Raw genomic sequence first — 24,020 nt, 5'->3', positions numbered from 1 at the left:
GCGGGCCGGTTCGTCGCTCAGGCCGCCGCCGACGCGATGCCGAGCTCTTGCGCGCAGGCTTCCAGCGGCTCGCCCACATGCTGTCGCACGAACTCGACGAAGCGCTTGATGCGCGCGTCGACGAACTGCCGCGACGAATACATCACGAACACATTGCGCCGCCAGGTGTGATAGCCGGGCAGCACGCGCTGCAGGCGGCCCGCGCGCAGCGCGTCGAGCGCCGCGTAGCCGGCCAGCAGGCCGATCCCCGCGCCAGCCTCCAGCGCGGTGCCCATCGCCTCCATGTCGTTGACGCTGAAGTGCGGGCCGGTGGGGCGGAACACGGTCTCGCCGCCCGCGCCCTCCAGCTGCCAGACGTCGGGCGCGTAGTCGACCGTGCCGAGCAGCACGCAGCGATGGTCGACCAGGTCCTCGGGCCGCTCGGGCGCCGGATGCGCGGCGAGATAGGCGGGCGAGGCGGCCAGCACGCAGTGGCTGGTGCCGATCTGCTGGCTCACGTAGGCCGAATCGGGTAACGCGCGCGCGATCACGATCGAGATGTCGAGCTGGTCCTCGAGCAGGTTCGGCATGCGTTGCGACAGCCGCAGGTCGACGGTGACCTGCGGGAAGGCCTCCCGATAGGCCAGCACCGCGCGCGTCACCAGATCGCGCCCCAGCCCCGGCACGCAATGCACGCGCAGCAGGCCGCGCGGCTCCAGCAGCGCGTCGCGCGCCTCGGCCTCGGCGTGTTCGAGATCGGCGAGGATCGCCGCGCTGCGTTCGTAGAAGCGCCGGCCGGCATCGGTGATGGTCAGGCGCCGCGTCGAGCGATGCAGCAGGCGCGTGTTCAGCGCCTCCTCCAGCGTCGAGACGGCGCGCGAGATATTGCCGACCGTGGTGTCGAGGTGGTTCGCCACGGCGGTGAAGCTGCCCATCTCGACCACCTTGGCGAATACCGACATGTTGTGGAACTTGTCCATCGACGCTCCCGCTTGCGGTTGAGGAACACGCGGGCCCGGCCGCCGGGCATGGGGCCGGTCCGCGAGCCAGCATGATGGATTCGGCTCGGGGTTCCGGCAAGCCGTTTGCCCGACTTTATTCTGCTGTGCCAGACAAGACTGTTTCCCTTTCGAACGGCTAACCCACGGCGGCCGGCCTCCCTAGACTTGGCTCCATGGTTCGGCGCTGTCGCGTGACGGCGGCACCGGACCGACGATGTTTTCGCGAACCGCGCGCCGATCGATCGCCAGACGAATCGATCCGGACAACTGAATGGAGCCTGTGATGACGCATCCCGCCTACGAACCGCTGTACCTGTTCATCGACGGCCAATGGCTGTCGGCCGAGGGCCGCGATACCGCGACCGTGATCAACCCCGCCGACGGCGGCGAGATCGGCCGCGTGCCGCTGGCCACCGCGGCCGATCTCGATCGCGCCCTCGCCGCGGCCGAGGCGGCCTTCACGGTCTGGCGCCGCGCGGTGCCGGCCGAGCGGGCGCGTGTGCTCAAGCGCGCGGCCGAATTGATCCGCGAGCGCGCCGAACGGATCTCGACCCTGCTCACGCTGGAGGAAGGCAAGCCGCTGGCCGAGGCGCGCGACGAGGTACTGCGCGCGGCCGAGTATTTCGAATGGTTCGCCGAGGAGGCGCGCCGCATCGACGGCCGCGTGGTGCCGTCCAACCGTCCCGGCGTGCAGCAGCTCGTCAAGCGCCAGCCGATCGGGCCGGTGGCGGCCTTCACGCCCTGGAACTTCCCGGCGATTACCCCCTCGCGCAAGCTGTCGGCGGCGCTGGCCGCGGGCTGCAGCGTGATCCTCAAGCCCGGCGAGGAAAGCCCCGCCACCGCGCTGGCCCTGGCGCGCGCGCTGGACGACGCGGGCCTGCCCAAGGGCGTGCTGCAGGTGGTGTTCGGCGTGCCCGACGAGGTGTCGCGCCGGCTGATCGCCTCGCCCGTGATTCGCAAGGTGACCTTCACCGGCTCGGGGCCGATCGGGCGCCTGCTGTCGGCGCGCGCGGCCGAGGGCGTCAAGCCGATCACGCTGGAGCTGGGCGGCCATGGCCCGGTGCTGGTGTTCGACGACGCCGATGTCGAGCGTGCGGCCGTGGAGGGGGCCGCGAACCGCTTTCGCGGCACCGGCCAGGTCTGCATCTCGTCGACACGCTTCCTGGTCCAGCGCGGCGCGTATGCCGCGTTCGCCGAGCGCTTCGCGCAGGCGGCGCGCGCGCTGAAGGTGGGCGACGGCCTCGCGCCCGGCACCCAGGTCGGGCCGCTCGCCAATGCGCGGCAGCTCGCCAAGATCGAGGCGCTGGTGGCCGACGCGCTGGAACGCGGCGCCACGCTGCTGGCGGGCGGCCGCCGCATCGAAGGCGAGGGTTTCTTCTTCGAGCCGACCGTGCTGGCCGACGTGCCGCCCGAGGCGCGCGTGATGCACGAGGAGCCGTTCGGCCCGATCGCGGTGCTGATGCCCTTCGACACGCTGGAAGACGGCCTGGCCGAGGCCAACCGCCTGCCTTACGGCTTGTCCGCCTATGCGTTCACCGCCAGCGTGCGCACCGCGCTCGACGTCGGCGACGGGCTGGAGGCCGGCATGATCGGCATCAACCAGTACCGGATCGTCGCGACCGAGCTGCCGTTCGGCGGGCTCAAGGAAAGCGGGCACGGCTCCGAAGGCGGCGCCGAGGGCATCGAGCCCTACCTGACCCGCAAGTTCATCAGCCAGGCCTGAGCGGCCCGCGTAAGCCTTCAACCATCGAACCGGGAAATCCGATCATGAAAGCGATTGTCTTCAAGGAATTCGGCGACGCCGAGGTGCTGCGACTCGACGAGGTGCCGGCGCCCGAACTGCGCGCGACCGACCTGCTGGTGCGCGTGCGCGCGGCCGGCGTCAACCGCGCCGATCTCACCCATCGGCGCGGCGGCTACGGCCGGCCCGACTTCGGCGATTCGACGCTGATGGGGCTGGAGATCGCCGGCGAGGTGATCGCCGTCGGCGAGCAAACGAGCGGCTATCGCGTCGGCGATCGCGTGATGGGCGTGGTGGGCGGCGGCGCCTACGCCGAGATCGCGCGCATCGACTACCGGATGGCGATGCCGGTGCCGGCCGCGCTCGACGACGTGCACGCGGCCGCGATCCCCGAGGTGTTCGTCACCGCGCACGAGGCGCTGATCCACCTGGGCCGGCTGCAACGCGGCGATTCGGTGCTGATCCACGCGGCAGCGGGCGGCGTGGGCTCGGCGGCCGTGCAACTGGCCTACGCGAGCGGCGCGAGGATTTTCGCGACGGCCGACGCGCAGAAGCTCGAACGCGTCGTGCAGCTCGGTGCCGATCACGCGATCGACTACCGCGCCGAGGATTTCGGCGAGGTGATCGCGCGGACCACCGAGGGGCGCGGCGTCGACGTGGTGATCGACTTCATCGGCGCGCCGTATTTCGAGCGCAACCTTGGGGCGCTGGCCCATGGCGGCCGGCTGGTGCAGGTCGGCATCCTCGGCGGCGGCGGCAAGGTCGGCGTCGAGCTGGAGCGGATCCTGTACCGCCATCTGCAGATCCTCGGCACGGTGATGAAATCGCGGCCGCAGGCCGAGAAGCATGCGATGGTGCGGCGCTTCCGCGAGCACTGGCTCGAACGTTTCTCGGGCGGCGCGAGCCTGGAGCCGGTGGTCGACAGCACCTTCCCGCTGGCGCGCGCGGCCGACGCGCATCGCCGGATGGAAAGCGCGGCCAACGTCGGCAAGATCATCCTGACGATGGGCGACGAGGATCTCGTGCCGGTGGCTTAATCATCGGCATGGCTTCGATATTGATGCGCAACTAACGGTCTATCCGACCGGCGCCCGCCTCGCTGCCGGCGTTGTCCCGGACGTGATGGGCTCCGGTTCGCCGCTGCGAACCGGAGCCGCGCGCGACAGGGCCGACAGCGGGGCCGGATCGCGCGCCGGGCGCCGGAATTCGTCAGACCGTACAAAGTGGTAGGATTGCCCTCGGACCTTTCCGGGATAAAAACGCGACCGCGCGGTGTTCGCCGCGAGCGCGTTTTTTTGTTCCTCGGTCTTCCCGTGCCCGGCCTCGCGCCGGGCTGTCCGTATCGCCCGAATGGAGAATCTGCCATGTCCAAGTGGATCAAGCCTGCCTACACCGACCTGCGCCTCGGTTTCGAAATCACGATGTACATCTCGAATCGTTGATTCGAAGCCCCTCCCAAGGCCATATCTAGCCTCGGTTCGCCGGGGCTATTTTTCTTGTGGCCGGCCGTCGCCCGCTCGCGGCGGCCGGCTCCTCACCGAATTCAGGCATGCACATACAGATCCTCGGCTCCGCGGCCGGCGGCGGCTTTCCGCAATGGAACTGCAACTGCGCGAACTGCGCCGGCTTCCGTGACGGCAGCGTCGAGGCCAAGGCGCGCACCCAATCGTCGATCGCGATCTCCGACGACGGCGTCTCCTGGGTGCTCTGCAACGCCTCGCCCGACATCCGCGCCCAGCTCCAGCAGTTCGCGCCGTTCCAGCCGGGCCGCGCGCTGCGCGACACCGGCATCGCCGCGATCGTGCTGATGGACAGCCAGATCGATCACACCACGGGCCTGCTGAGCCTGCGCGAGGGCTGCCCGCTCGACGTCTGGTGCACCGACATGGTCCACGAGGACCTCAGCACCGGCTTTCCGCTGTTCACCATGCTCTCGCACTGGAACGGCGGGCTGCGCTGGAACCCGGTCGAGCCGGATCGCGCCTTCACGATCGCCGCCTGCCCGAACCTGCGCTTCACGCCCTTCGTGCTGCAAAGCGCGGCGCCGCCGTATTCGCCGCATCGTCACGATCCGCATCCCGGCGACAACATCGGGTTGGTGATCGAGGACGCGCGCAGCGGCGGCAAGCTGTTCTACGCGCCGGGCCTGGGCGCCGTCGACGAGGCGCTGGCCTCGCGCATGGCGCAGGCCGATTGCCTGCTGCTGGACGGCACGCTCTGGCACGACGACGAGATGCAGCGGCGCGGCGTGGGCACGCGCACCGGCCGCCAGATGGGCCACCTGGCGCAAAGCGGCCCCGGCGGCATGCTCGAGGTGCTCGAGCGCTTCCCCGCGCAGCGCAAGATCCTCACCCACATCAACAACACCAACCCGATCCTCGACGAGCGGTCGCCCGAGCGCGCGGAACTCGCGCGCCGGCAGGTCGAGGTCGCGTTCGACGGCATGCGGATCGATCTCTGAACGCCGTCGCGGCGGCGCGCGGCGCGGGTTTGCCGGCCGCCGCGGCGCAGCGTTTTCCCGAGCCACTTCCGCGGGCCCGCCCGTATCGAAACCGGAATGCAAGCCATCATGAGCCAGACCGCCCTGAGCCCCGAGCAGTTCGAGCAGGCATTGCGCGCCAAAGGCGCCTACTACCATATCCATCATCCGTATCACGTCGCGATGTACGAGGGCCGCGCCACGCGCGAGCAGATCCAGGGCTGGGTGGCCAACCGCTTCTACTACCAGGTCAACATCCCGATGAAGGACGCGGCGATCCTCGCCAACTGTCCCGATCGCGAAGTGCGCCGCCAGTGGATCCAGCGCCTGCTCGACCACGACGGCGCGCCCGGCGAGGACGGCGGCATCGAGGCCTGGCTGCGCCTGGGCCAGGCCGTCGGGCTCGATCCCGATCAATTGCGCTCGCAGGAGCTGGTGCTGCCGGGCGTGCGTTTTGCTGTCGACGCCTATGTCAACTTCGCGCGCCGCGCGAGCTGGCAGGAAGCGGCCAGCAGCTCGCTGACCGAGCTGTTCGCGCCGCAGATCCATCAATCGCGGCTCGATACCTGGCCGCGCCACTATCCGTGGATCGACCCGAGCGGCTACGAATACTTCCGCTCGCGGCTGGGCCAGGCCCGCCGCGACGTCGAGCACGGCCTGCAGATCACGCTCCAGCACTACACGACGTTCGAATCGCAGCAGCGTATGCTGGAGATCCTGCAGTTCAAGCTCGACATCCTGTGGACCATGCTCGATGCCATGTCGATGGCCTACGAGCTGAATCGTCCGCCCTATCACACCGTCACCGCCGATCGCGTCTGGCACAAGGGAATCGCGCTATGAGTTTCGACCGACAACGCACGCCGGCCTGGCGCCGCGGTTATCGCTTCCAGTTCGAGCCGGCGCAGGACGCGCACGTGCTGCTCTATCCCGAAGGCATGATCAAGCTGAATGAAAGCGCGGCCGCGATCGGCGCGCTGATCGACGGCCAGCGCAGCGTGGCGGCCATCGTCGCCGAACTCGACGCGCAGTTCCCGGGCGTGCCCGAGCTCGGCGAGGACGTCGAGCAGTTCATGCTGGTCGCGCTCGACAAGCACTGGATCGAGCTGGCCTGATGAACGAGGTCATCGACAGCGCGGCGGCCGTGGCGGCCGACACGCAGGCCAGCCCGGCGGCATCGCCGGCCCCGGCCGCGCCCGTCGGGCTGCCGTTGTGGCTGCTCGCGGAAGTGACCTATCGCTGCCCGCTGCAGTGCCCGTATTGCTCCAACCCGCTCGACTTCGCGCGGCAGGGCGAGGAACTGGGCACCGCCGACTGGGTGCGCGTGATGGGCGAGGCGCGCGCGATGGGCGCCGCGCAGATCGGCTTCTCGGGCGGCGAACCGCTGGTGCGCCCCGACCTGCCCGAGCTGATCGCCGAGGCGCGTCGGCTCGGCTACTACACCAACCTGATCACCTCCGGGATCGGCCTGGACGAAGCCAAGCTCGACGCCTTCGAGCGCGCCGGGCTCGATCACATCCAGATCAGCTTCCAGTCCAGCGACGAGCAGGTCAACAACATGCTGGCGGGCTCGGACAAGGCCTTCGCGCACAAGCTGGCGATGGCGCGCGCGGTGAAGGCGCATGGTTATCCGATGGTGCTGAACTTCGTCACGCACCGCTACAACATCGATCACATCGACCGCATCATCGAGCTGTGCATCGCGCTCGAGGCGGATTTCGTCGAGCTGGCGACCTGCCAGTTCTACGGCTGGGCCTACCTGAACCGCGAGGCGCTGCTGCCCACCCGCGAGCAGCTCGCGCGGGCCGAGCGCATCACCAACGACTACCGCGAGAAGCTGGCCGCGCAAAACCATCCCTGCAAGCTGATCTTCGTCACGCCCGATTACTACGAGGAACGGCCCAAGGCCTGCATGAGCGGCTGGGGCAGCATCTTCCTGACTGTCACGCCCGACGGCACGGCGCTGCCCTGCCACGGCGCGCGGCAGTTGCCGATCGCGTTCCCGAACGTGCGCGAGCACGACCTGCGCCACATCTGGTACGACTCGTTCGGCTTCAACCGCTTCCGCGGCGAGGACTGGATGCCCGAGCCCTGCCGCTCCTGCGACGAGAAGCAGAAGGATTTCGGCGGCTGCCGCTGCCAAGCCTACATGCTGACCGGCGATGCCGCGAACGCGGACCCGGTTTGCGGCAAGTCGCCTTATCACCCGGTGATCCTGCGCGCGCGCGACGAAGCCGTGCAGCCCCGGCCGACCACCTCCCATCCGCTGATCTTCCGCAATGTCAAGGAATCCCGCCGACTCAAGCCATGACGCGCCGCGTGCGCGTCTCACCGCCGACGAGGCCGTGGCCGCCGGCCGTGACTTCGTCGAACTGCAGGCCGGCCCGGCCGGCGTGTTCTGGACCGAGTACGACCCGGCCGACGCGATGTGCCGGATCTGGCGCGCGCGCGACGGCGTGATCGAGGCCGTCAGCCCCGACGGTTTCAGCGCGCGCGGCCGCGTCTACGAATATGGCGGCGGCGCGTTCTGCCTGGCCGGCGAGCAGGTGGTGTTCGTCAACGAGCGCGACCAGCGCATCTACCGCTTCGCGCCCGGCAGCCTGGCCGCGCCCGAGCCGCTCACGGCGGAAGGCTTGCGCTACGGCGCGCTGCGTCACGCGCGCGGGCGGATCCTCGCCGTCGAGGAGGAGGGCGACACGCATCGGCTGGTCTCGATCGGCCTGCACGACGGCTCGCGCGAGCTGCTGGCCGAGGGCGCCGATTTCTACGCCGCGCCGGTGCTGAGCGCCGACGGCCGGCAACTGGCCTGGATCGAATGGCAGCATCCGCATCAGCCCTGGACCGCCACGCGCCTCAAGCTGCGGCGCTACGCGGCCGAGGGCGGCGTGCTCGACGAACGGACCCTCGCGGGCGAGGGCGACGACGAAGCCCTGCAGCAGCCCGGCTTCGACGCCGAGGGCCGGCTGGTCTGCCTGAGCGATCGCGCCGGCTTCTGGCAGCCGTGGCGGCTGGAGGGCGAGCGCCTGGTGGCGCTGCCGGCCGAGGCCGGCGATCACGCGGGCGCGCCCTGGCAGCTCGGCGCGTCGAGCTGGCTGCCGCTGGCGGGCGGCGAACTGTTCACGACCTGGTTCGACGAGGGCTGGGGCCGGCTCGGCCTGCGCGCGGCCGACGGCACGCTGACGCGGATCGCGCCGGAATACAGCCTGTTCCAGCAACTGGCCGCCGACGAGACGCATTGCTACTGCCTCGCCGCCTCGCCCGAATGCCCGGCCGCGATCCTCGCGATCGACCGGCGCGATCGTCGTGTCGAGGTATTGCGCGAGGTCGCGCCGCTGGTGCCGGTCGAGCGGATCACGCAGCCGCTGCCGCTGCGCTTTCGCAGCGGCGATCGCGACGCCCATGGCTACCTCTACCTGCCCGCCGCGGAGCAGGCGGCGAGCGACGGCGCGCCCGCCGAGCCGCCGCCGGTGGTGGTGTTCGTGCACGGCGGCCCGACCTCGGTCAGCCATCCCGTGTTCAGCCCGCGTTTCGAATACTGGGTGCAGCGCGGCTTCGCGATCGCGCTGCTCAACTACCGCGGCAGCAGCGGCTACGGCCGCGCGTTCCGCCAGGCGCTGCACCTGACCTGGGGCGTGGCCGACGTCGACGATGCCTGCGCGCTGGTCGAGCACCTGGCGGCGCAGGGCCTGGTGGACGCGCGGCGCGCCTTCATCCGCGGCGGCAGCGCGGGCGGCTACACGGCGCTCTGCGCGCTGGCGTTCCGCGACGTGTTCCGCGGCGGCGCGAGCCTGTATGGCGTGAGCGATCCCCTGCAGCTCGACGCGCATACGCACAAGTTCGAGGCGCGCTACCTGCGCTGGCTGATCGGCGATCCGGTGGCCGATCGCGAGCGCTACCTGGCGCGCACGCCGCTGGTCCATGCCGACCAGATCCGTGCGCCGGTGGTGTTCTTCCAGGGCGAGCTCGACGCGGTGGTCACGCCCGACCAGACGCGCAGCATGGCCGAGGCGCTCGACGCGAACGGCGTGCCGAACGAGGTGCACTACTACGCCGACGAGCGCCACGGCTTCCGGCGCGCGGTGAACCAGGCGCATTCGCTCGAGGCCGAGCACGCGTTCTACCGGCGCATCCTCGACGGCGGGATCTGAGCGAGGAAGCACGTCGCCGCAATGAACAAAGGCCGCCCGAGGGCGGCCTTCGCACTGTGCGCGCAGCGGTTCGGGAGAACCGCCTTGGCGGGGGCTGCTTAGAAGCGGTGGCGCAGGCCGAGGTTGACCATCGTCTGCGAGTTCGTGCCGGCATAGCCGTACGAGCCGATCGACGCTTGGGCCGCGACCACGTTGCCCGTCACGCTGTCGCGCGTGGTGCCGCTGGCGTGCTGGTAGGCGGCCGTCATGTAGATGTCGGTGCGCTTGGACAGCGTGTAGTCGGCGCCCAGCGAGGCCTGGTGGTAGGTGGCCGAGGTGTCGCCGCTGGCCTTGGTGTAGCTGTAGCCGACGCCCAGCAGCAGGGCCGCGGTGGCCTGGTAGTTCAGGAAGCCCTGGCCGGTGTTGTAGCGCTCGTTCTGGCCGAACAGCGAGGAGCCGTCGCGACGGTACTGCGCATTGCTGTAGCCGCCGCCGAAGGTGAAGGCGCCCCACACGTACTGGCCGGCGATGCGGGCGATGCCGATCGAGTGCGCGGTCTGGTAGCCGAGGTTGATCGGGCCGTCGAAGGTGCCGTCCGAGGTGCTCGACCAGGTCGAGCGCGGGCCGAGGTCGGCCGCGGTGTTGGTGGCGTAGTAGTAGCCGCCGGCGACGCTGAGCGGGCCACCGTTGTACGACAGCGCTGCCGCGTACGACTGCTTCGAGCCGGTCGAGCCGGCCACGCCGCCGAACGAGTACATCGCCTCGAACTGCACGCCGGCGAACAGCGGCGAGGTGTACTTGACCGCGTTGTCGACCCGGAAGCTGTTGTCGTAGTTGTCGACGTCGCCGGCCGTCGCGAAGGCGCTGCCGAAGTAGTTGTCGGCCGTGATCGGCTGCACCAGGTCGATCAGCGGGTCGTACTGGCGGCCCAGCGTGAGCGTGCCGAGGCGGTCGCTGGCGAGGCCCACGAAGGCCTGGCGGCCGAACTCGCGGCCGCCCTGGCCGAGGCCGCCGGTGCTCGGGTTGAAGCCGTTCTCCAACTGGAAGATCGCCTTCAGGCCGCTGCCGAGGTCCTCGCTGCCCTTGATGCCCCAGCGCGAACCGGCCAGGTTGCCGGCGCTGCTGTTGCCGAGCAGCCAGGAGTTCTTGGCGCCGTCCGCGTGATTGATATAGGTGAGCGACGTGTCGATCAGGCCGTACAGCGTCACGCTCGATTGCGCGTGGGCCGAGCCCATCGCCGCCAGCGAGGCGAGCGACACCATCGTCAATGCGGTGCGTTTCATGTCGGTCAATCTCCTGTAGTGGATGCTGTTGCGTGTGGTGGTTTTGGAGTGACGTGAGACTAACCAGACAGATTTAATTGGCAAAAACGAAATTCAGTCTTGTATCGAAAACAATACAAGCCGATTACGGTGAAAGATTTGTTAACTTATTTGAATTATTCTCGATTTTGCATTAATTGCGCGATGGAGATCGTTTGGGTCGCCGTGCTTCGCGTGGAATCGGAAACAATCCTGCCCAAGGTTTGAGCAGGAAGGGCCCGCGCCGGGATTGATTTTGTTCCTGCAATGATTAATTAACCAAATCGGTTCAATAGCCGACTGGGAAAGATGATAGTGTGCGTCCACTCGTCCTTACTCTGGTGGGTAGACAGACGAGTCCACGCTTGAGCGGCTTCGGCCGCTCTTTTTTATGCGCGCGTCACCAATTTTGGCAATACTGCATTTCGATTTTTAATCGGAATTCGTATTGCCGATGGAATCGGCTTAAAGCCGGCGTGATTCGTTCGCCGCGCTTGTCGGTCCGCGCCGCACGGTTCCGATCCCGGTTTCCTTTGCGCGCGCTTGCACCGGCACGACGCCGAAGTGTCAGCCCGAAACGGCATGACAGTGCCTGCCCGGCGCGATCGAAGCGTCCCTGTTGCTGCCTGCCGGCTGCGCGATAATCGTCCGCGCGCGGGTTGCCCGCCCGCTTGGCCCCTCCCATTCCGGCAACGTGCCCCCAAGGACCCAGGATCGTCACCATGTCCGTCGAAGTGCTCTCGAATCTCGGCGTCGCGTTCGCCGTCTACCTGGTCGGCACGGTGTCGCCGGGCCCCGCCAACCTGTCGATCGCCAATACCTCGCTGCATTACGGCCGCAAGCCCGGCTTCGCGATGGCGGCCGGCGTGATCAGCGGCTCGCTGTGCTGGGGCGTGACGGCGGCGGCCGGCATGTCGGCGCTGCTGATGTCGTACCGACAATGCCTGATCGCGCTGAAGGTGCTGGGCGCGGTCTATCTACTGTGGCTCGCCTACAAGGCGGTGCGCGGCGCGTATTCCAGGCAGGATCCGCTCGCCGCGGCCGCGCCGGCGCGCCGCGATCGCCTGATGCGCTTCTACCTGCAGGGGCTCGGCATCCACCTGACCAATCCCAAGGCGATCCTGACCTGGCTGACCGTCACCTCGCTGGGGCTGTCGCCGCACGCGCCGGCCTGGACCAGCTTCGTGCTGGTCGCCTGCTGCGCGCTGCTGGGCGCGGCGATCTTCGCCGGCTACGCGCTGGCGTTTTCGGCGCGCGCGGCCGGGCCCTTGTTCGCGCGCACGCGCAAGGCCTTCGGCTTGTTCTGCGGGGGTTTTTATTGCGTGCTGGCGGCGGGGTTCATCCGGTCGATCCGCTCGTGAGGGAAGGGGCGCGGGACTCGCCCGGTTCTCTTGCGTCACGGCATTCGCATTCCGTCGCTCCCTCATAAGCATTGCCGATTTCAATGGTTGGTGCCGGCCACGCCCTTCCTTAATCTTGGCGACCAGCCTTGCCGCCCGGCTCGGCATTCTCCGAGGTCGTCATCGATGTCGCATCGTTCCTTCCCGCCGTCCTCGCCCGCGCGCCGTCGCGCGCTGCGCTCGCTCACGGGCCTGGCCGGCACGGCGCTGGCGAGCCTGGCCGCGCCCATGCCGACGCGGGCCGCGCCGGCCGAGGCGGATCTCTCGAACGTCACGCTGGTGCTCGGCGACCAGGCGGGCGGCCTGCGCGCGCTGGCCGAGGCAGCGCGCGTGCTCGACGGCACGCGCTACCGCTTTCGCTGGGCCAACTTCCAGGGCGCCGCGCCCCTGTTCGAGGCGCAGCGCGCCGGCGCCATCGATCTCGCCCCGGCCGGCGACCTGCCGGTGCTGACGGCGGCGCTGGGCGACCCCGACCTGCGCATCGTCGCGACGCGCGCCGGTTCGCCGGCCTCGCTCGGCATCGTGGTGCAGCCCGATTCCGCGGTGCGCAACGTCGCCGACCTGAAGGGCAGGACGGTGGTGGTCTCGTCCGCGCGCGGCAGCATTTCGCAGTACCAACTGTACGGCGCGCTCGAGGAGCGTGGCCTGTCGCGCACCGACGTGGAAGTGCGCTTCGTGCTGCCGGTCGATGCCTTCGCGGCCTTCGAGTCGAAGCGCATCGATATCTGGGCGACCTTCGATCCTTATTACGGCCACGTGGTGCGACGCGGCGCACGCGTGCTGCGCGATGGCAGCGGCATCAATTCGGGGCTCGGCTTCCTGACCTCGCCCGCGCCGACCCTGGCCGATCGCGCCAGGCGCGCGGCGCTCGCCGACGTGCTCGCCAGGCTCGAACAGGCGGGCCGCTGGGCGCTCGCGCATCCGGCCGACTACGCGAAGGTTTATGCCTCGCTGACCCGCCTGCCGCTCGACGCGGCCAGCGACATCACCGGGCGCGCCTCGGTCGCGCAGCGCGCCGTGACGCCCGCCGACATCGCGACGCTGCAGCGCGTCGCCGATCGCGCGCAACACGACGCGATCCTGCCGGCGCGCGTCGACGTCGCCGCGATCTCGGTACGCGACGTGTCGCGCGGCTGAGGCCTTTCGCGTCGCCGCCTCGCGCGCGACGCGCATCCATTCCCCCGCCGCCGCGACACGCCTCGCGCGCCTTCCCCCGCCCCTCATCGCTTTCCCCTACGCGTTGCTACGTAGCGTGGATACGTAGTTGTGCGCTTGTCCGCGCGGTGCCGAACGCGAACAATACGCGGCAGTGCCGAGCCCCTTGCCGGGCGCGTGCCACCCCCGCCGGTTCGCGTGCAAGACCGCACGCGACGACGTCGAACAATAGCCAGGAGACACCATGAATCGGGCTTCCGGAACCCTGCTCTGGAGCGCGATCGCGCTGCTGGGCGCCTTTGCCTTCGGCACCATCGCGCTCGCGCACGGCGAGCGCATCAGCGCGCTGTGGATCGTGATCGCCGCGGTCTGCGTCTATCTGATCGCCTACCGCTTCTACAGCCGCTTCATCGCCAGCCGCGTGGTGCAGCTCGACGGCCTGCGCATGACGCCGGCGGTCAAGTACAACGACGGCCTCGACTACGTGCCGACCAACAAGTACGTGCTGTTCGGCCATCACTTCGCTGCGATCGCAGGGGCCGGTCCGCTGGTCGGCCCGGTGCTGGCCGCGCAGATGGGCTACACGCCCGGCATGCTGTGGATCCTGGCCGGCGTGGTGTTCGCCGGCGCGGTGCAGGACTTCATCGTGCTGTTCATCTCGACGCGCCGCAACGGCCGCTCGCTCGGCGACCTGGTCAAGATGGAGCTCGGCACGGTGCCGGGCGTGATCGCGCTGTTCGGCGCCTTCCTGATCATGGTGATCATCCTGGCGGTGCTCGCGCTGATCGTGGTGAAGGCGCTGACCAACTCGCCCTGGGGCACCTTCACGGTCGCGGCGACGATTCCGATCGCGATCTTCATGGGCGTCTACACGCGCTACATCCGCCCGGGCCGCATCGGCGAGGTGTCGATCATCGGCTTCGTGCTGCTGATGGCCTCGATCGTCTACGGCCAGCATGTGCACGACACGCCGGCGCTGGCCGCCTGGTTCACCTTCACGGGCACCCAGCTGACCTGGATCCTGATCGGCTACGGCTTCGTGGCCTCGGTGCTGCCAGTCTGGCTGCTGCTCGCGCCGCGCGACTACCTTTCCACCTTCCTCAAGATCGGCACCATCCTGGGCCTGGCGATCGGCATCCTGGTGGTGGCGCCCGAGCTGAAGATGCCGGCCTTCACCAAGTTCGTCGACGGCAGCGGCCCGGTCTGGTCCGGCAACCTGTTCCCGTTCCTGTTCATCACGATCGCCTGCGGCGCGGTATCGGGCTTCCACGCGCTGATCTCGTCGGGCACCACGCCCAAGCTGCTCGACAACGAGAAGAATGCGCGCCTGATCGGCTATGGCGCGATGCTGATGGAATCCTTCGTCGCGATCATGGCGCTGGTGGCCGCGAGCGTGATCGAGCCGGGCATCTACTTCGCGATGAACGCGCCGGCCGCGGTGCTCGGCACCACGCCCGAGGCGGTCGCGCAGACGGTGACGCAATGGGGCTTCATGCTGACGCCCGACATGCTGACGCAGACCGCCAAGGCAGTGGGCGAGACCACCATCATCGCGCGCGCCGGCGGCGCGCCCACGCTGGCGGTCGGCATGGCGCAGATCCTGCACCAGGTGATCGGCGGCCAGGCGATGATGGCCTTCTGGTATCACTTCGCGATCCTGTTCGAGGCGCTGTTCATCCTGACGGCCGTCGACGCGGGCACGCGCGCGGGCCGCTTCATGCTGCAGGACCTGCTGGGCACCTTCCACCCGGCGCTCAAGCGCACCGAATCGCTGCCGGCCAACCTGGTCGCCACCGCGCTGTGCGTGGCCGCCTGGGGCTACTTCCTCTACCAGGGCGTGGTCGATCCGCTGGGCGGCATCAACACGCTGTGGCCGCTGTTCGGCATCTCGAACCAGATGCTGGCCGCTATCGCGCTGACGCTCGGCACCGTGGTGCTGTTCAAGATGAAGCGCGAGCGTTACGCCTGGGTCACCATCCTGCCGACCGCCTGGCTCCTGATCTGCACGCTGACGGCCGGCTGGCAGAAGATCTTCGACGCGAACCCGAAGGTCGGCTTCCTGGCCCACGCGGCCAAGCTGCAATCGGCCGTCGACGCGGGCAAGGTGATGGCGCCGGCCAAGTCGCTCGAGCAGATGCAGCGCATCATCCTCAACGACACGATCGACGCGGCGCTGGCGGGCGTGTTCATGTTCGTGGTGATCAGCGTGGCGGCCTATGGCGTGCTGGCGGTGCTGCGCGCGCGTCGCGAGGCGCGGCCGACCACCAAGGAAACGCCGTTCGAACCGCTGCCGTCCGCGCAGGCGCTCGGCAGCGGCCGCTGAACCACCGGCGCGGGAGGCCCTCATGTTTACCGATCTCGGCGACGAACTGCGCTCCGCTGGGCGCTACCTGGGGCAGGCCTTCCGCCTGATGGTGGGCGTGCCCGACTACGACACCTATGTCGCCCACATGCGCGAGACGCATCCCGACCGCGCGCCGATGAGCTACGAGGAATTCTTCCGCGAGCGGCAGAACGCGCGCTACGGCAGCGGCGCGGGCAAGTGCTGCTGATCATCCTCCGCGCGCGCGGGTAGCCGCCGCGCCGCCATCGCCCGTGGTTCGATCGACTACACGGCCGCGTTCCTCACGCGGCCGTTTTTCTTGCCGGCGAGCTTGCGCCGGCTTCTCTCGTCAGGCCGTCGTCGCGGCGCATATCGATGCGCGCGCAACGGCTCGCCCCGCGTTTCCGGCGATACCCCTCTCAGGTTTTCCCTTATCGTGCCGTCATACGAATCGAATCCATTTCGTCCGGAGTGCCGTCCCGATGTCCGAAAACCGTTCCGTCCTGCTGCTCGCCGAATCCGAGCTGACAGCCGGCGAGCCCCTGCCGTGGCCGCTGTTCGATGCCGGCGGCGCGCCGCTGATGCAGGCCGGCGCGAGCCTGGATGCCGAGGAGATCGCGTTCCTGTTCGCGCGTTTCGCGCCCGCGCGCCGCGCCGATGGCGACGCGCCGCAAGCAGCACCGCAAGCGGGCGAGGCGCCGGACGGGGCCGCGCCGTCCGAAGCGGCTCCTGCCGCGCCGCGCCTGAGCTTGCCCGCCGACGCGACGCTCGGCCTGCGCCGGCGCGCGGGTTCGACGCGCCAGATGAGCCGCTTCCGGGTGTTCGGCGTGCATCCGGCCGGGCCGCTGTTCGTGCGGCCCCTGCAGCCGCGCGCGGTGGACCTGACGCCAGGCGAGGCGATCGAGGCGATGGCGATCGGGCGGTCGGCGGTCTACTGGTTCACGGCCTTCGTCGAGGCGGTGGCATTCGAGCCGGCGCCGTACCTGATCCTGTCGGCGCCCGGCAAGCTCAAGCGCGTGCGTGAGCGGCGCGATACGCGCGTCGCGGTGCGGCTCGCCGCGCGCTATGTGCTGTCTAGCGCGCGGGGCACGGGGCTGGTGCTCGACGTGAGCCCGAGCGGCCTGTCGATCGCGGTCGACCGGGAGTTGGGCAAGGTGGGGGAGAGCCTGCGCGTCACGCTGCCGGTGGCGGCCAGCGATGGCGCGGTGGAAGCGCTGACGCTGACCGGCAGCCTGCGCGGGCTGACGCATCAGCTCGAGGCCGAGCCGGCCTGGCTTCATCATGTCGCGCTCGACGCGATGGCCGAGGCGGAAATCACGCGCCTGAAGGCGGCGCTGTTCGACTGGTCCGTTTCCGCCTGAGCGGTTTGCCTGTTGTGCTGTCCGCCTGGATCCTCGATCCGGGCTCCGGCCGCGGGGCGGGTGCCGAAGCCCGGTGATGCGCGATGGCGGCGCTGCCGCGCCATCGTCGTCCCGGTCCTGTGTCAGTGTGCCCGGCGCGTGCTGCGCGTCGCGGCCTCGAGCCGACCTTCCTGCCAGACATCGGCGAGCCGGCTGCCGAGGCGATACGGATTCGATCGGCGCGCGAAGTAGTCGGCCACGCCCTGGCGATAGGCGCCGTAGAGCGTGAGCGGCGGCAGGTCGACGCCGGGCAGTGCCTCGGCGCGAACCGGCGCGGCGCTGCGCGATTCCATGATCAGCGTATCGCCGTCGATCACGTCGAAGTCGTTGATATCCAGCAGCGGGTGGGCGACGCCTGCGATGTCCATGTGAAGCTCCACATACGTGGTGATTGGCGGTGTTGCAGGCTTTTATGCAATAAGGATGCCAATCAAAAAAAACGTGTGGAATCAAGGCCTGGATTTAACAAATGGGCTGGCGCGCGGTGGTGGTGTTACGTCCGCGTAACGTGACGTGAGGCGGTGACGTGAGGCGGTGACGCGAGGCGCCGGGGATGGCGACATCGACGCGGCGGGAGGGAGCGACGGAAGGGGGACGAGGGGCGGCGCAGGATCGTCGAGGCCGTGGCGGTGATCGAGGCCGCGCGGACAAAAAGAGACCGCTCGCGAGGAGCGGCCTGCTAATCGTCTCAACTCTGCAGGTTGGGCACCTAGGGGCAGCGCCCAACGAATCCATTGTGTCCCATGACAGGCGGTTTGGATATGCGCTGGCGCTTATTTTCACGGCAATGTCTGTCGCATGTCGTGTTTTGGCGGCTGCGCGTCGCGCTGGTCCGGATCGCGCCGTGCCGCTGTTTCAGAGCACGCCCAGCGCATGCAGCGTCGCGAACAGCGCCGCGCCGCCGGCGATCAGCACCAGCGCATTGACGCGCGTGCGCATCACCAGCGCGGTGGACACCAGCGCCGTGGCGATCGCGATCCAGCCGCCGTCGAGCCCCTGCACCAGCGTATAGACGGCCGCCAGGATCAGGCCCGCCGCGACCGGCCGCAGGCCGGCCTGCAGCGCGAGCTGCCAGGGCGCGTCGTGGTGCCGCGAGGTCATGTGGGCCACCGCGATCATCAGGAAGGCGGTCGGGCCGAACAGCGCGAGCGTGGCCACCAGCGCGCCGGCCACGCCGCCCACCTGGAAGCCCACCAGGGTGGCGAGCAGCGAGCCGGGGCCCGGCGCCAGCCGGGCGATCGCGAAATCGTTGACGAACTGCGCGTGCGTCATCCAGTGGTGGACGTCGACCACCTGCCGCTGCATGTCGGCGATGATGGTCTGGCCGCCGCCGACGGTGGCCACCGACAGCGGCGCGAACATGGCGAACAGCGCGTAGAGGGTACGGGACATGGTGCCGGCCTCAGTCGCCGCCGCCGCGCCGCAGGCGCCGGTACTCGTAGCCGACGTTGAGCACGCCGGCCGTCAGCACGGTCCACAGCACCGGCACCTTGAATACCGCCACCGCCACGAAGGTGGCCGCGAACACCGCGTAGGGCACCACGCGGCGCGGCAGGCGGCGCGCGGCAGTGAGCGCCATCGACAGCGACAGGCCGATCGCGGCCGCGGCCGCGCCGGCCAGGGCGACATGCGCGATCGGATAGCGCGTGATCTCGGCGAACAGCAGGCCGAGCAGCACGATCACCACGGCGGGCGGGAAGATGATGCCGCAGAAGCCGGCGATCGCGCCGGGCCAGCCGCACAGCCGATAGCCGATCCAGATCGCCAGGTTCTTCACGTTGACGCCGGGCAGCGCCTGCGACAGCGCCAGGCCGTCGAGGAATTCCTGCTCGCTGAGCCAGCCGCGATCCTGGACGAACTCGCGCATGAACCAGCCGCTCAGGCCGCCGCCGAAGCTGGTCAGGCCGATGCGGGAAAAGATCAGGAACAGGCCGAGGGTGGTCGGCCGCTGCGGGTCGGGCGTGCTGGCTGTCATCGGGAACCGGGCGGGCGGTGGCGGGCGGGGCGAAGTGCGGCTGCCTGCGTGCCGCACCGGCCGACGATAGCATCGCGGCGCGCCGGGCGGCAATCCGGGATGGTCGCGGGCAGGCGCGGCGCGGGATGCGGCGGCCCGCGTCTTGCCGCCTCGTCGGGCCTTATCGTGCCGGGCGACGGCGCTTGGGCGGCCGATCCGGTGTTGCGGCGTCGCGCGCGGCGGCCGGCGTGTCGCCTGCCGTTCTCGCCCTCGCCCCGGGCGCGGCTCCCGGCACCGACAGCACGCGCGGCTGGGCGAACTCCCCCGCGATGAAATCCACGAAGCTGCGCACCCGCGCCGACATCTGCAGGCGCCGCGGATAGACGGCATAGATATCGGCGGCCGGCGTTTCGTAGCCCGGCAGCACCAGCACCAGGCGCCCGTCGGCCAGGTAGTCGTGGATATCCCATTCGGCGCGCATCAGGATGCCGTGCCCGTCGAGCGCCCACTTGACGGCGATCTCGCCGTCGTTGGTGGTGAGGCTGCCGCCGATGCGCACCGCCTCGGTGGCGCGCGCGGCGCCGCGTGCCTGGGTCAGCCGCCAGACGCCGTAGGCCTCGTCGCCCTGGCGGATGCCGATGCAGTTGTGGCGCGCCAGGTCGGCCGGCTTGCGCGGCATGCCGCGCTCGGCCAGGTAGGCGGGCGAAGCGCATAGCAGCCGTCGGTTCGGCGCGAGGCGCCGCGCCACCACGCGCGTGTCGGGCGGCTCGCCGAAGCGGATGCAGACGTCGAAGCTGTCGTCGGTGAGCGGCGGCGGCGTGACCGACAACTGCAGCTGCACCTCTACCTCGGGATAGCGCCGCGCGTAGCGCGAGATGGCGGGGCCCACCGCGCTGCGTCCGAAGCCGAGCGTGGCGTTCACGCGCAGCAGGCCGCGCGGCCGGTCGTTCGAGCGCGACAGCAGCTCGCCCAGTTGCTCTATCTCGTCGAGGATGCGCCGCGCGCGTTCCAGGTAGACCTCGCCCTCGGGCGTGAGCGCCATGCGCCGGGTGGTGCGGTTGACCAGCGCGACGCCGGCGCGCTGCTCCATCTGCGCCAGCCGCTTGCTGACCGCGGCCGGCGTCAGGCCCAGCTCGCGCGCGGCGGCGCTGAGGCTGCCGGAGGCGGCCAGCGTCGAGAAGAAGGCGAGATCAGCGGGCTGGACGGCATCGTTCACGGCGCTCACTTGTGAATTGAAGTTAAAGATGCTTTGAGTCTAGCACCGGTTTTCGCGGCGGCCGGCGCGTTACCGTGTGTTCACCAACAGACTGTCAATCGGAGACACCCGCATGAAGACCTACCGGATTGCCACCATTCCCGGCGACGGCATCGGCAAGGAAGTGATTCCCGCCGGCCGCCGCGTGCTCGAGGCGCTGGCCGCCGCCGCCGCCGGCTTTCGCTTCGACTTCGAGGATTTCGACTGGGGCGCCGACTACTACCGCCAGCACGGCGTGATGATGCCGGCCGACGGCCTCGACGCGCTGCGCGACAAGGACGCGATCCTGTTCGGCTCGGCCGGCGACCCCGACGTGCCCGACCACATCACGCTGTGGGGCCTGCGCCTGAAGATCTGCCAGGGCTTCGACCAATACGCCAACGTGCGGCCGACGCGGATCCTGCCCGGCATCGACGCGCCGCTCAAGCGCTGCGGCCCGGGCGACCTCGACTGGGTGATCGTGCGCGAGAACTCGGAAGGCGAATACGCAGGCGTGGGCGGGCGCGTGCACCAGGGCCACCCGATCGAGGCGGCCACCGACGTGTCGATGATGACGCGCGCCGGCGTCGAGCGGATCATGCGCTTCGCGTTCCGGCTCGCGCAGTCGCGGCCGCGCAAGCTGCTGACGGTGATCACCAAGAGCAATGCGCAGCGCCACGCGATGGTGATGTGGGACGAGATCGCCGCCCAGGTCGCCAGGGAATTCCCGGACGTGAAGTGGGACAAGGAGCTGGTCGACGCCTCCACGGCGCGCATGATCAACCGCCCGGCCTCGCTCGACACCATCGTCGCCACCAACCTGCACGCCGACATCCTCAGCGACCTGGCCGCCGCGCTGGCCGGCAGCCTGGGCATCGCGCCGACCGGCAACATCGATCCCGAGCGCCGTTATCCCTCGATGTTCGAGCCGATCCACGGCTCGGCCTTCGACATCATGGGCAAGGGCATCGCCAACCCGATCGGCACCTTCTGGTCGGTGGTGATGCTGCTCGAGCACCTGGGCGAGCCCGAGGCGGCCGCGCGCGTGATGCGCGCCGTCGAGGCGGTGACCGCGAACCCGGCGCTGCATACCGGCGATCTCGGCGGCCAGGCGCGCACCGAGCAGGTGACCGAGGCGGTCTGCGCGCTGGTGGCGCACGGCGCGGCGGTGGCCGCCTGAGCAAGCCGCAGGCGGCGCGCCCCGGCTGCACGGCGGCGGGGACGCGCCGCTATCGCGATCAGGGCCGAGCAGGATCGACGAGAGCCCGACGCACCCGAACATCCGGCCCGCGGCGCGATGCCGTGCCGCGCGGCCGCAGGAGACATGCATGCAAACCGATCTCGAGCGCCGCGTCACCCGCAAGCTCATGTGGCGGATCATTCCGTTCGTGATGCTGCTCTACTTCGTCAGCTTCCTGGACCGCGTCAACGTCGGCTTCGCCGCGCTGACCATGAATGCCGCGCTGGGCCTCACGCCCACCGCCTTCGGCCTGGGCGGCGGGCTGTTCTTCATCGGCTACTTCCTGTTCGAGGTGCCGTCCAACCTGATCCTCAGCAAGGTCGGCGCGCGCGTCTGGATCGCGCGCGTGATGATCTCGTGGGGCATCGTCTCGGCGGCCTCGGCGTTGGTCACCGGGCCGGCCAGCTTCTACTCGGTGCGCTTCCTGCTCGGCGTGGCCGAGGCGGGCTTCTTCCCCGGCATCATCTACTACCTCGCGCAGTGGTTCCCGACGCGCCAGCGCGCGGTCGCGGCGGCCTGGTTCATGGCGGCCGCGCCGATCTCGACGGCGCTCGGCTCGCCGCTGTCGGGCGCGATCATGCAGTTGCCGCCGATGTTCGGCCTGGCCGACTGGCAACTGCTCTACGTGATCGAGGCGGTGCCGGCGGTGATCCTCGGCTTCGTGGTGCTGCGCGCGCTGACCGACCGGCCCGCCGACGCGCGCTGGCTGGCCGACGAGGAACGCGCCTGGCTGATCGACAAGCTCCGCGGCGAATCCGATGCGCGCCAGGCGCGCGTGGGCCACACCATCGGCCCGATCGCCGCGCTGCGCGACCCGCGCGTGCTGGCGCTCGCGCTGATCTACTTCGGCACCTCGGCGGGGCTCTACACGCTCGGGCTGTGGGCGCCGCTGATCATCCGCCAATACGGCTTCGGCAGCCTGCAGACCGGCTTGCTGAACGCGATCCCGAGCGTGCTCGCGGTGGTGGCGATGATCCTCTGGGCGCGCCATTCGGATCGCAGCGGCGAGCGTACCTGGCACGTGGTGATTCCCTGCGCGCTGGCCTGCGTCGGCTTCGTGTTCGCGGGCGGCTCGGGCACCATCGTCGGCGTGATCGCCGCGCTGGTGGTGGTCAATGTCGGCATCAGCGCCGCCAAGGCGCCGCTGTGGGCGATGCCGAGCCTGTTCCTGTCGGGCTCGGGCGCGGCGGCCGGGATCGCGATGATCAACTCGATCGGCAACCTCGGCGGTTTCGTTGGGCCGTTCGCGATCGGCTGGCTCAAGGGCGTGACGGGCGGTTACGCGGCCGGCCTCTACGTGGTGGGCGCGAGCCTCGCGCTGTCGGCGGTGCTCACCCTGGTGCTGGCCCGGCAGTCGCGGCAGGCGGCGCCGGCGGCTGGCGCGGCCGCGCTCGCGGCGGGGCGGCGCGAGCGCTGATCCGCCTTCACCAGGCCATCAAGCACGAAGGGCGCCCCGGATTGCTCCGGGGCGCCCTTCGTCATGCTGTCGCCGATTCCTCGCCGGGGCGAAGCGCTCGGGCTCAGGCCGCGCTGGCGGCCTTCGCCGACTTCTGCAGCTTGCCCTTGCCGGCGATCTTGATCTCCTCGAGCTTGATCTCGACGTGGCGCGAGAACACGTACTCGGCCGGGCGCTGCTTGTCGATCGGGATGTCCGGGGCGAACGCGCCTTCCGTCTTGATGCCCTTGCGGCTCAGCGCGAAGGCCTTCAGCGGATGCGTGATGGTGTCGACCACGGCGGTGGCCTCGAAGCCGCAGTGGACCATGCAGTCCGCGCACTTCTCGTAGTTGCCCACGCCGTAGTTGTCCCACTCGGTGGTTTCCATCAGTTCCTTGAAGGTCTTCACGTAACCTTCGCCGACCAGGTAGCACGGCTTTTGCCAGCCGAACACGGTGCGCGCCGGGTTGCCCCAGGGCGTGCACTTGTAGGTCTGGTTGCCGGCCAGGAAGTCCAGGAACAGCGAGGACTGGCTGAAGGACCAGCGCTTGCCGCCGTCGCCGCGCTTGAAGATCTCGCGGAACAGGTTCTTGGTCTTGTCGCGGTTCAGGAAGTGCTGCTGGTCCGGCGCGCGCTCGTAGGCGTAGCCCGGCGAGACGGTGATGCCGTCCACGCCGATCGGCTTGAGTGTGTCGAAGAACTTGGCGACGCGCTCGGGGATCGCGTCGTTGAACAGCGTGCAGTTGATGTTGACGCGGAAGCCGCGGCGCTTGGCTTCCTTGATGGCCGCGACGGCCTTGTCGTACACGCCTTCCTGCGACACCGCGTGATCGTGCATCTCGCGATCGCCGTCGAGGTGGACCGACCAGACGAAGTACGGGCTCGGCTCGTACTCGTCCATCTTCTTTTCCATCAGCAGCGCGTTCGTGCAGAGATACACGAACTTCTTGCGCTTCATGATGCCCTTGACGATTTCCGGCATGTCACGGTGCAGCAGCGGCTCGCCGCCGGCGATCGAGACGATCGGCGCATTCGCTTCATCGACGGCTTCCAGGCATTCCTGCACCGACAGGCGCTGGTTCAGGATGGGATCCGGATAGTCGATCTTGCCGCAGCCGTTGCAGGCCAGGTTGCAGCGGAACAGCGGCTCGAGCATCAGCGCGAGCGGGTAGCGTTTGTTGCCGGACAGATGGTTGCGCATGATGTATGCGCCGACACGGACTTGCTGGAGCAGCGGAATAGACAAGATGT

The 24,020-nt window shown here is 69.4% G+C and carries 23 protein-coding genes; 15 read left to right on the top strand and 8 right to left on the bottom strand.

Annotated features, from left to right (window positions below; translation table 11 throughout):
- Positions 1-17 precede the first annotated feature (17 nt).
- Positions 18-959, bottom strand: a complete 942-nt coding sequence (locus BM43_RS13765; protein ID WP_036055215.1) for a LysR family transcriptional regulator — start codon at positions 957-959, stop codon at positions 18-20.
- A 304-nt stretch (positions 960-1,263) separates the two neighbouring features.
- On the opposite strand from BM43_RS13765, the gene BM43_RS13760 reads away from it, so the two are divergent.
- The 8 genes from BM43_RS13760 to BM43_RS13730 all read left to right on the top strand — a co-directional run bounded on the left by BM43_RS13760 (position 1,264) and on the right by BM43_RS13730 (position 9,348).
- Entirely contained in the window at positions 1,264-2,703 is a 1,440-nt protein-coding gene (locus BM43_RS13760; protein ID WP_036055216.1) for an NAD-dependent succinate-semialdehyde dehydrogenase, read from the top strand.
- Between the two features lie 44 nt (positions 2,704-2,747).
- Positions 2,748-3,758: an NAD(P)H-quinone oxidoreductase gene (locus tag BM43_RS13755; RefSeq protein WP_036055217.1), complete on the top strand. Its 1,011-nt coding sequence runs from the start codon at positions 2,748-2,750 to the stop codon at positions 3,756-3,758.
- Between the two features lie 327 nt (positions 3,759-4,085).
- Positions 4,086-4,163 carry a pyrroloquinoline quinone precursor peptide PqqA gene (gene pqqA / locus BM43_RS42580; RefSeq protein WP_013691668.1) on the top strand — a complete coding sequence of 26 codons (78 nt, stop codon included), beginning with the start codon at positions 4,086-4,088 and terminating at the stop codon, positions 4,161-4,163.
- Between the two features lie 107 nt (positions 4,164-4,270).
- A complete protein-coding gene (gene pqqB, locus BM43_RS13750; RefSeq protein ID WP_036055218.1) occupies positions 4,271-5,182 on the top strand; it encodes a pyrroloquinoline quinone biosynthesis protein PqqB in 912 nt (303 codons plus the stop codon).
- A 108-nt stretch (positions 5,183-5,290) separates the two neighbouring features.
- The gene (pqqC, locus tag BM43_RS13745; RefSeq protein WP_036057067.1) at positions 5,291-6,043 is read left to right on the top strand and encodes a pyrroloquinoline-quinone synthase PqqC; all 753 of its coding nucleotides are present in this window, start codon (positions 5,291-5,293) and stop codon (positions 6,041-6,043) included.
- Positions 6,040-6,315, top strand: coding sequence for a pyrroloquinoline quinone biosynthesis peptide chaperone PqqD (pqqD, locus tag BM43_RS13740; RefSeq protein WP_025098424.1), 276 nt, complete (start codon positions 6,040-6,042; stop codon positions 6,313-6,315). The genes pqqC and pqqD overlap by 4 nt, the downstream gene beginning before the upstream one ends.
- Positions 6,315-7,511 carry a pyrroloquinoline quinone biosynthesis protein PqqE gene (gene pqqE / locus BM43_RS13735; RefSeq protein ID WP_042284696.1) on the top strand — a complete coding sequence of 399 codons (1,197 nt, stop codon included), beginning with the start codon at positions 6,315-6,317 and terminating at the stop codon, positions 7,509-7,511. Before pqqD ends, pqqE begins: the two co-directional genes overlap by 1 nt.
- Positions 7,480-9,348 (top strand): S9 family peptidase, encoded by a 1,869-nt coding sequence (locus tag BM43_RS13730; RefSeq protein WP_036055219.1) that lies wholly within the window; start codon positions 7,480-7,482, stop codon positions 9,346-9,348. Before pqqE ends, BM43_RS13730 begins: the two co-directional genes overlap by 32 nt.
- Positions 9,349-9,446: 98 nt before the next feature.
- Here the strand turns inward: BM43_RS13730 and BM43_RS13725 are convergent, their stop codons facing one another.
- Together BM43_RS13725 and BM43_RS40410 are read right to left on the bottom strand one after the other, a co-directional pair.
- On the bottom strand, positions 9,447-10,610 hold the full coding sequence (locus tag BM43_RS13725; protein ID WP_013691662.1) for a porin: 1,164 nt from the start codon (positions 10,608-10,610) through the stop codon (positions 9,447-9,449).
- 418 nt (positions 10,611-11,028) lie between these two features.
- Positions 11,029-11,352, bottom strand: a complete 324-nt coding sequence (locus BM43_RS40410; RefSeq protein WP_144417663.1) for a hypothetical protein — start codon at positions 11,350-11,352, stop codon at positions 11,029-11,031.
- Between BM43_RS40410 and BM43_RS13720 the strand changes: the two genes are divergently transcribed.
- The 5 genes from BM43_RS13720 (at position 11,351) to BM43_RS13700 (ending at position 16,867) form a co-directional block, all read left to right on the top strand.
- Positions 11,351-11,989 (top strand): LysE family translocator, encoded by a 639-nt coding sequence (locus BM43_RS13720; protein WP_036055220.1) that lies wholly within the window; start codon positions 11,351-11,353, stop codon positions 11,987-11,989. The genes BM43_RS40410 and BM43_RS13720 overlap by 2 nt on opposite strands.
- Before the next feature lie 165 nt (positions 11,990-12,154).
- Positions 12,155-13,165, top strand: a complete 1,011-nt coding sequence (locus BM43_RS13715; RefSeq protein WP_036055221.1) for an ABC transporter substrate-binding protein — start codon at positions 12,155-12,157, stop codon at positions 13,163-13,165.
- 262 nt (positions 13,166-13,427) lie between these two features.
- Positions 13,428-15,506, top strand: a complete 2,079-nt coding sequence (locus BM43_RS13710) for a carbon starvation CstA family protein (RefSeq protein ID WP_036055222.1) — start codon at positions 13,428-13,430, stop codon at positions 15,504-15,506.
- A gap of 22 nt (positions 15,507-15,528) precedes the next feature.
- Positions 15,529-15,735 (top strand): YbdD/YjiX family protein, encoded by a 207-nt coding sequence (locus tag BM43_RS13705; RefSeq protein WP_013691656.1) that lies wholly within the window; start codon positions 15,529-15,531, stop codon positions 15,733-15,735.
- Positions 15,736-15,988: 253 nt separating this feature from the next.
- Positions 15,989-16,867 (top strand): PilZ domain-containing protein, encoded by an 879-nt coding sequence (locus BM43_RS13700; RefSeq protein ID WP_036055223.1) that lies wholly within the window; start codon positions 15,989-15,991, stop codon positions 16,865-16,867.
- Positions 16,868-16,989: 122 nt separating this feature from the next.
- On the opposite strand, the gene BM43_RS13695 is transcribed toward BM43_RS13700, so the two are convergent.
- The 4 genes from BM43_RS13695 to BM43_RS13680 form a co-directional block, all read right to left on the bottom strand.
- Entirely contained in the window at positions 16,990-17,274 is a 285-nt protein-coding gene (locus BM43_RS13695; protein ID WP_042284692.1) for a hypothetical protein, read from the bottom strand.
- A gap of 487 nt (positions 17,275-17,761) precedes the next feature.
- Positions 17,762-18,298: a chromate transporter gene (locus BM43_RS13690; protein WP_013691653.1), complete on the bottom strand. Its 537-nt coding sequence runs from the start codon at positions 18,296-18,298 to the stop codon at positions 17,762-17,764.
- A gap of 10 nt (positions 18,299-18,308) precedes the next feature.
- Positions 18,309-18,881, bottom strand: coding sequence for a chromate transporter (locus BM43_RS13685; protein ID WP_036055224.1), 573 nt, complete (start codon positions 18,879-18,881; stop codon positions 18,309-18,311).
- Between the two features lie 160 nt (positions 18,882-19,041).
- Positions 19,042-20,076, bottom strand: coding sequence for a LysR substrate-binding domain-containing protein (locus BM43_RS13680; protein WP_036057070.1), 1,035 nt, complete (start codon positions 20,074-20,076; stop codon positions 19,042-19,044).
- Between the two features lie 112 nt (positions 20,077-20,188).
- On the opposite strand from BM43_RS13680, the gene BM43_RS13675 reads away from it, so the two are divergent.
- Complete coding sequence (locus BM43_RS13675; RefSeq protein WP_036055225.1) at positions 20,189-21,274, top strand: tartrate dehydrogenase; 1,086 nt, start codon at positions 20,189-20,191, stop codon at positions 21,272-21,274.
- Positions 21,275-21,422: 148 nt separating this feature from the next.
- Entirely contained in the window at positions 21,423-22,751 is a 1,329-nt protein-coding gene (locus BM43_RS13670; protein WP_036055226.1) for an MFS transporter, read from the top strand.
- A 103-nt stretch (positions 22,752-22,854) separates the two neighbouring features.
- Here BM43_RS13670 and hpnH read toward each other — a convergent pair whose 3' ends face one another.
- A complete protein-coding gene (gene hpnH, locus BM43_RS13665; protein ID WP_013691648.1) occupies positions 22,855-24,015 on the bottom strand; it encodes an adenosyl-hopene transferase HpnH in 1,161 nt (386 codons plus the stop codon).
- Between the last annotated feature and the right edge of the window lie 5 nt (positions 24,016-24,020).

The organism is Burkholderia gladioli (assembly GCF_000959725.1).
Taxonomy (GTDB): domain Bacteria; phylum Pseudomonadota; class Gammaproteobacteria; order Burkholderiales; family Burkholderiaceae; genus Burkholderia; species Burkholderia gladioli.
The sequence above is the reverse complement of the archived record's forward strand: the minus strand, read 5'-3'. Positions and strand labels throughout refer to the sequence as shown.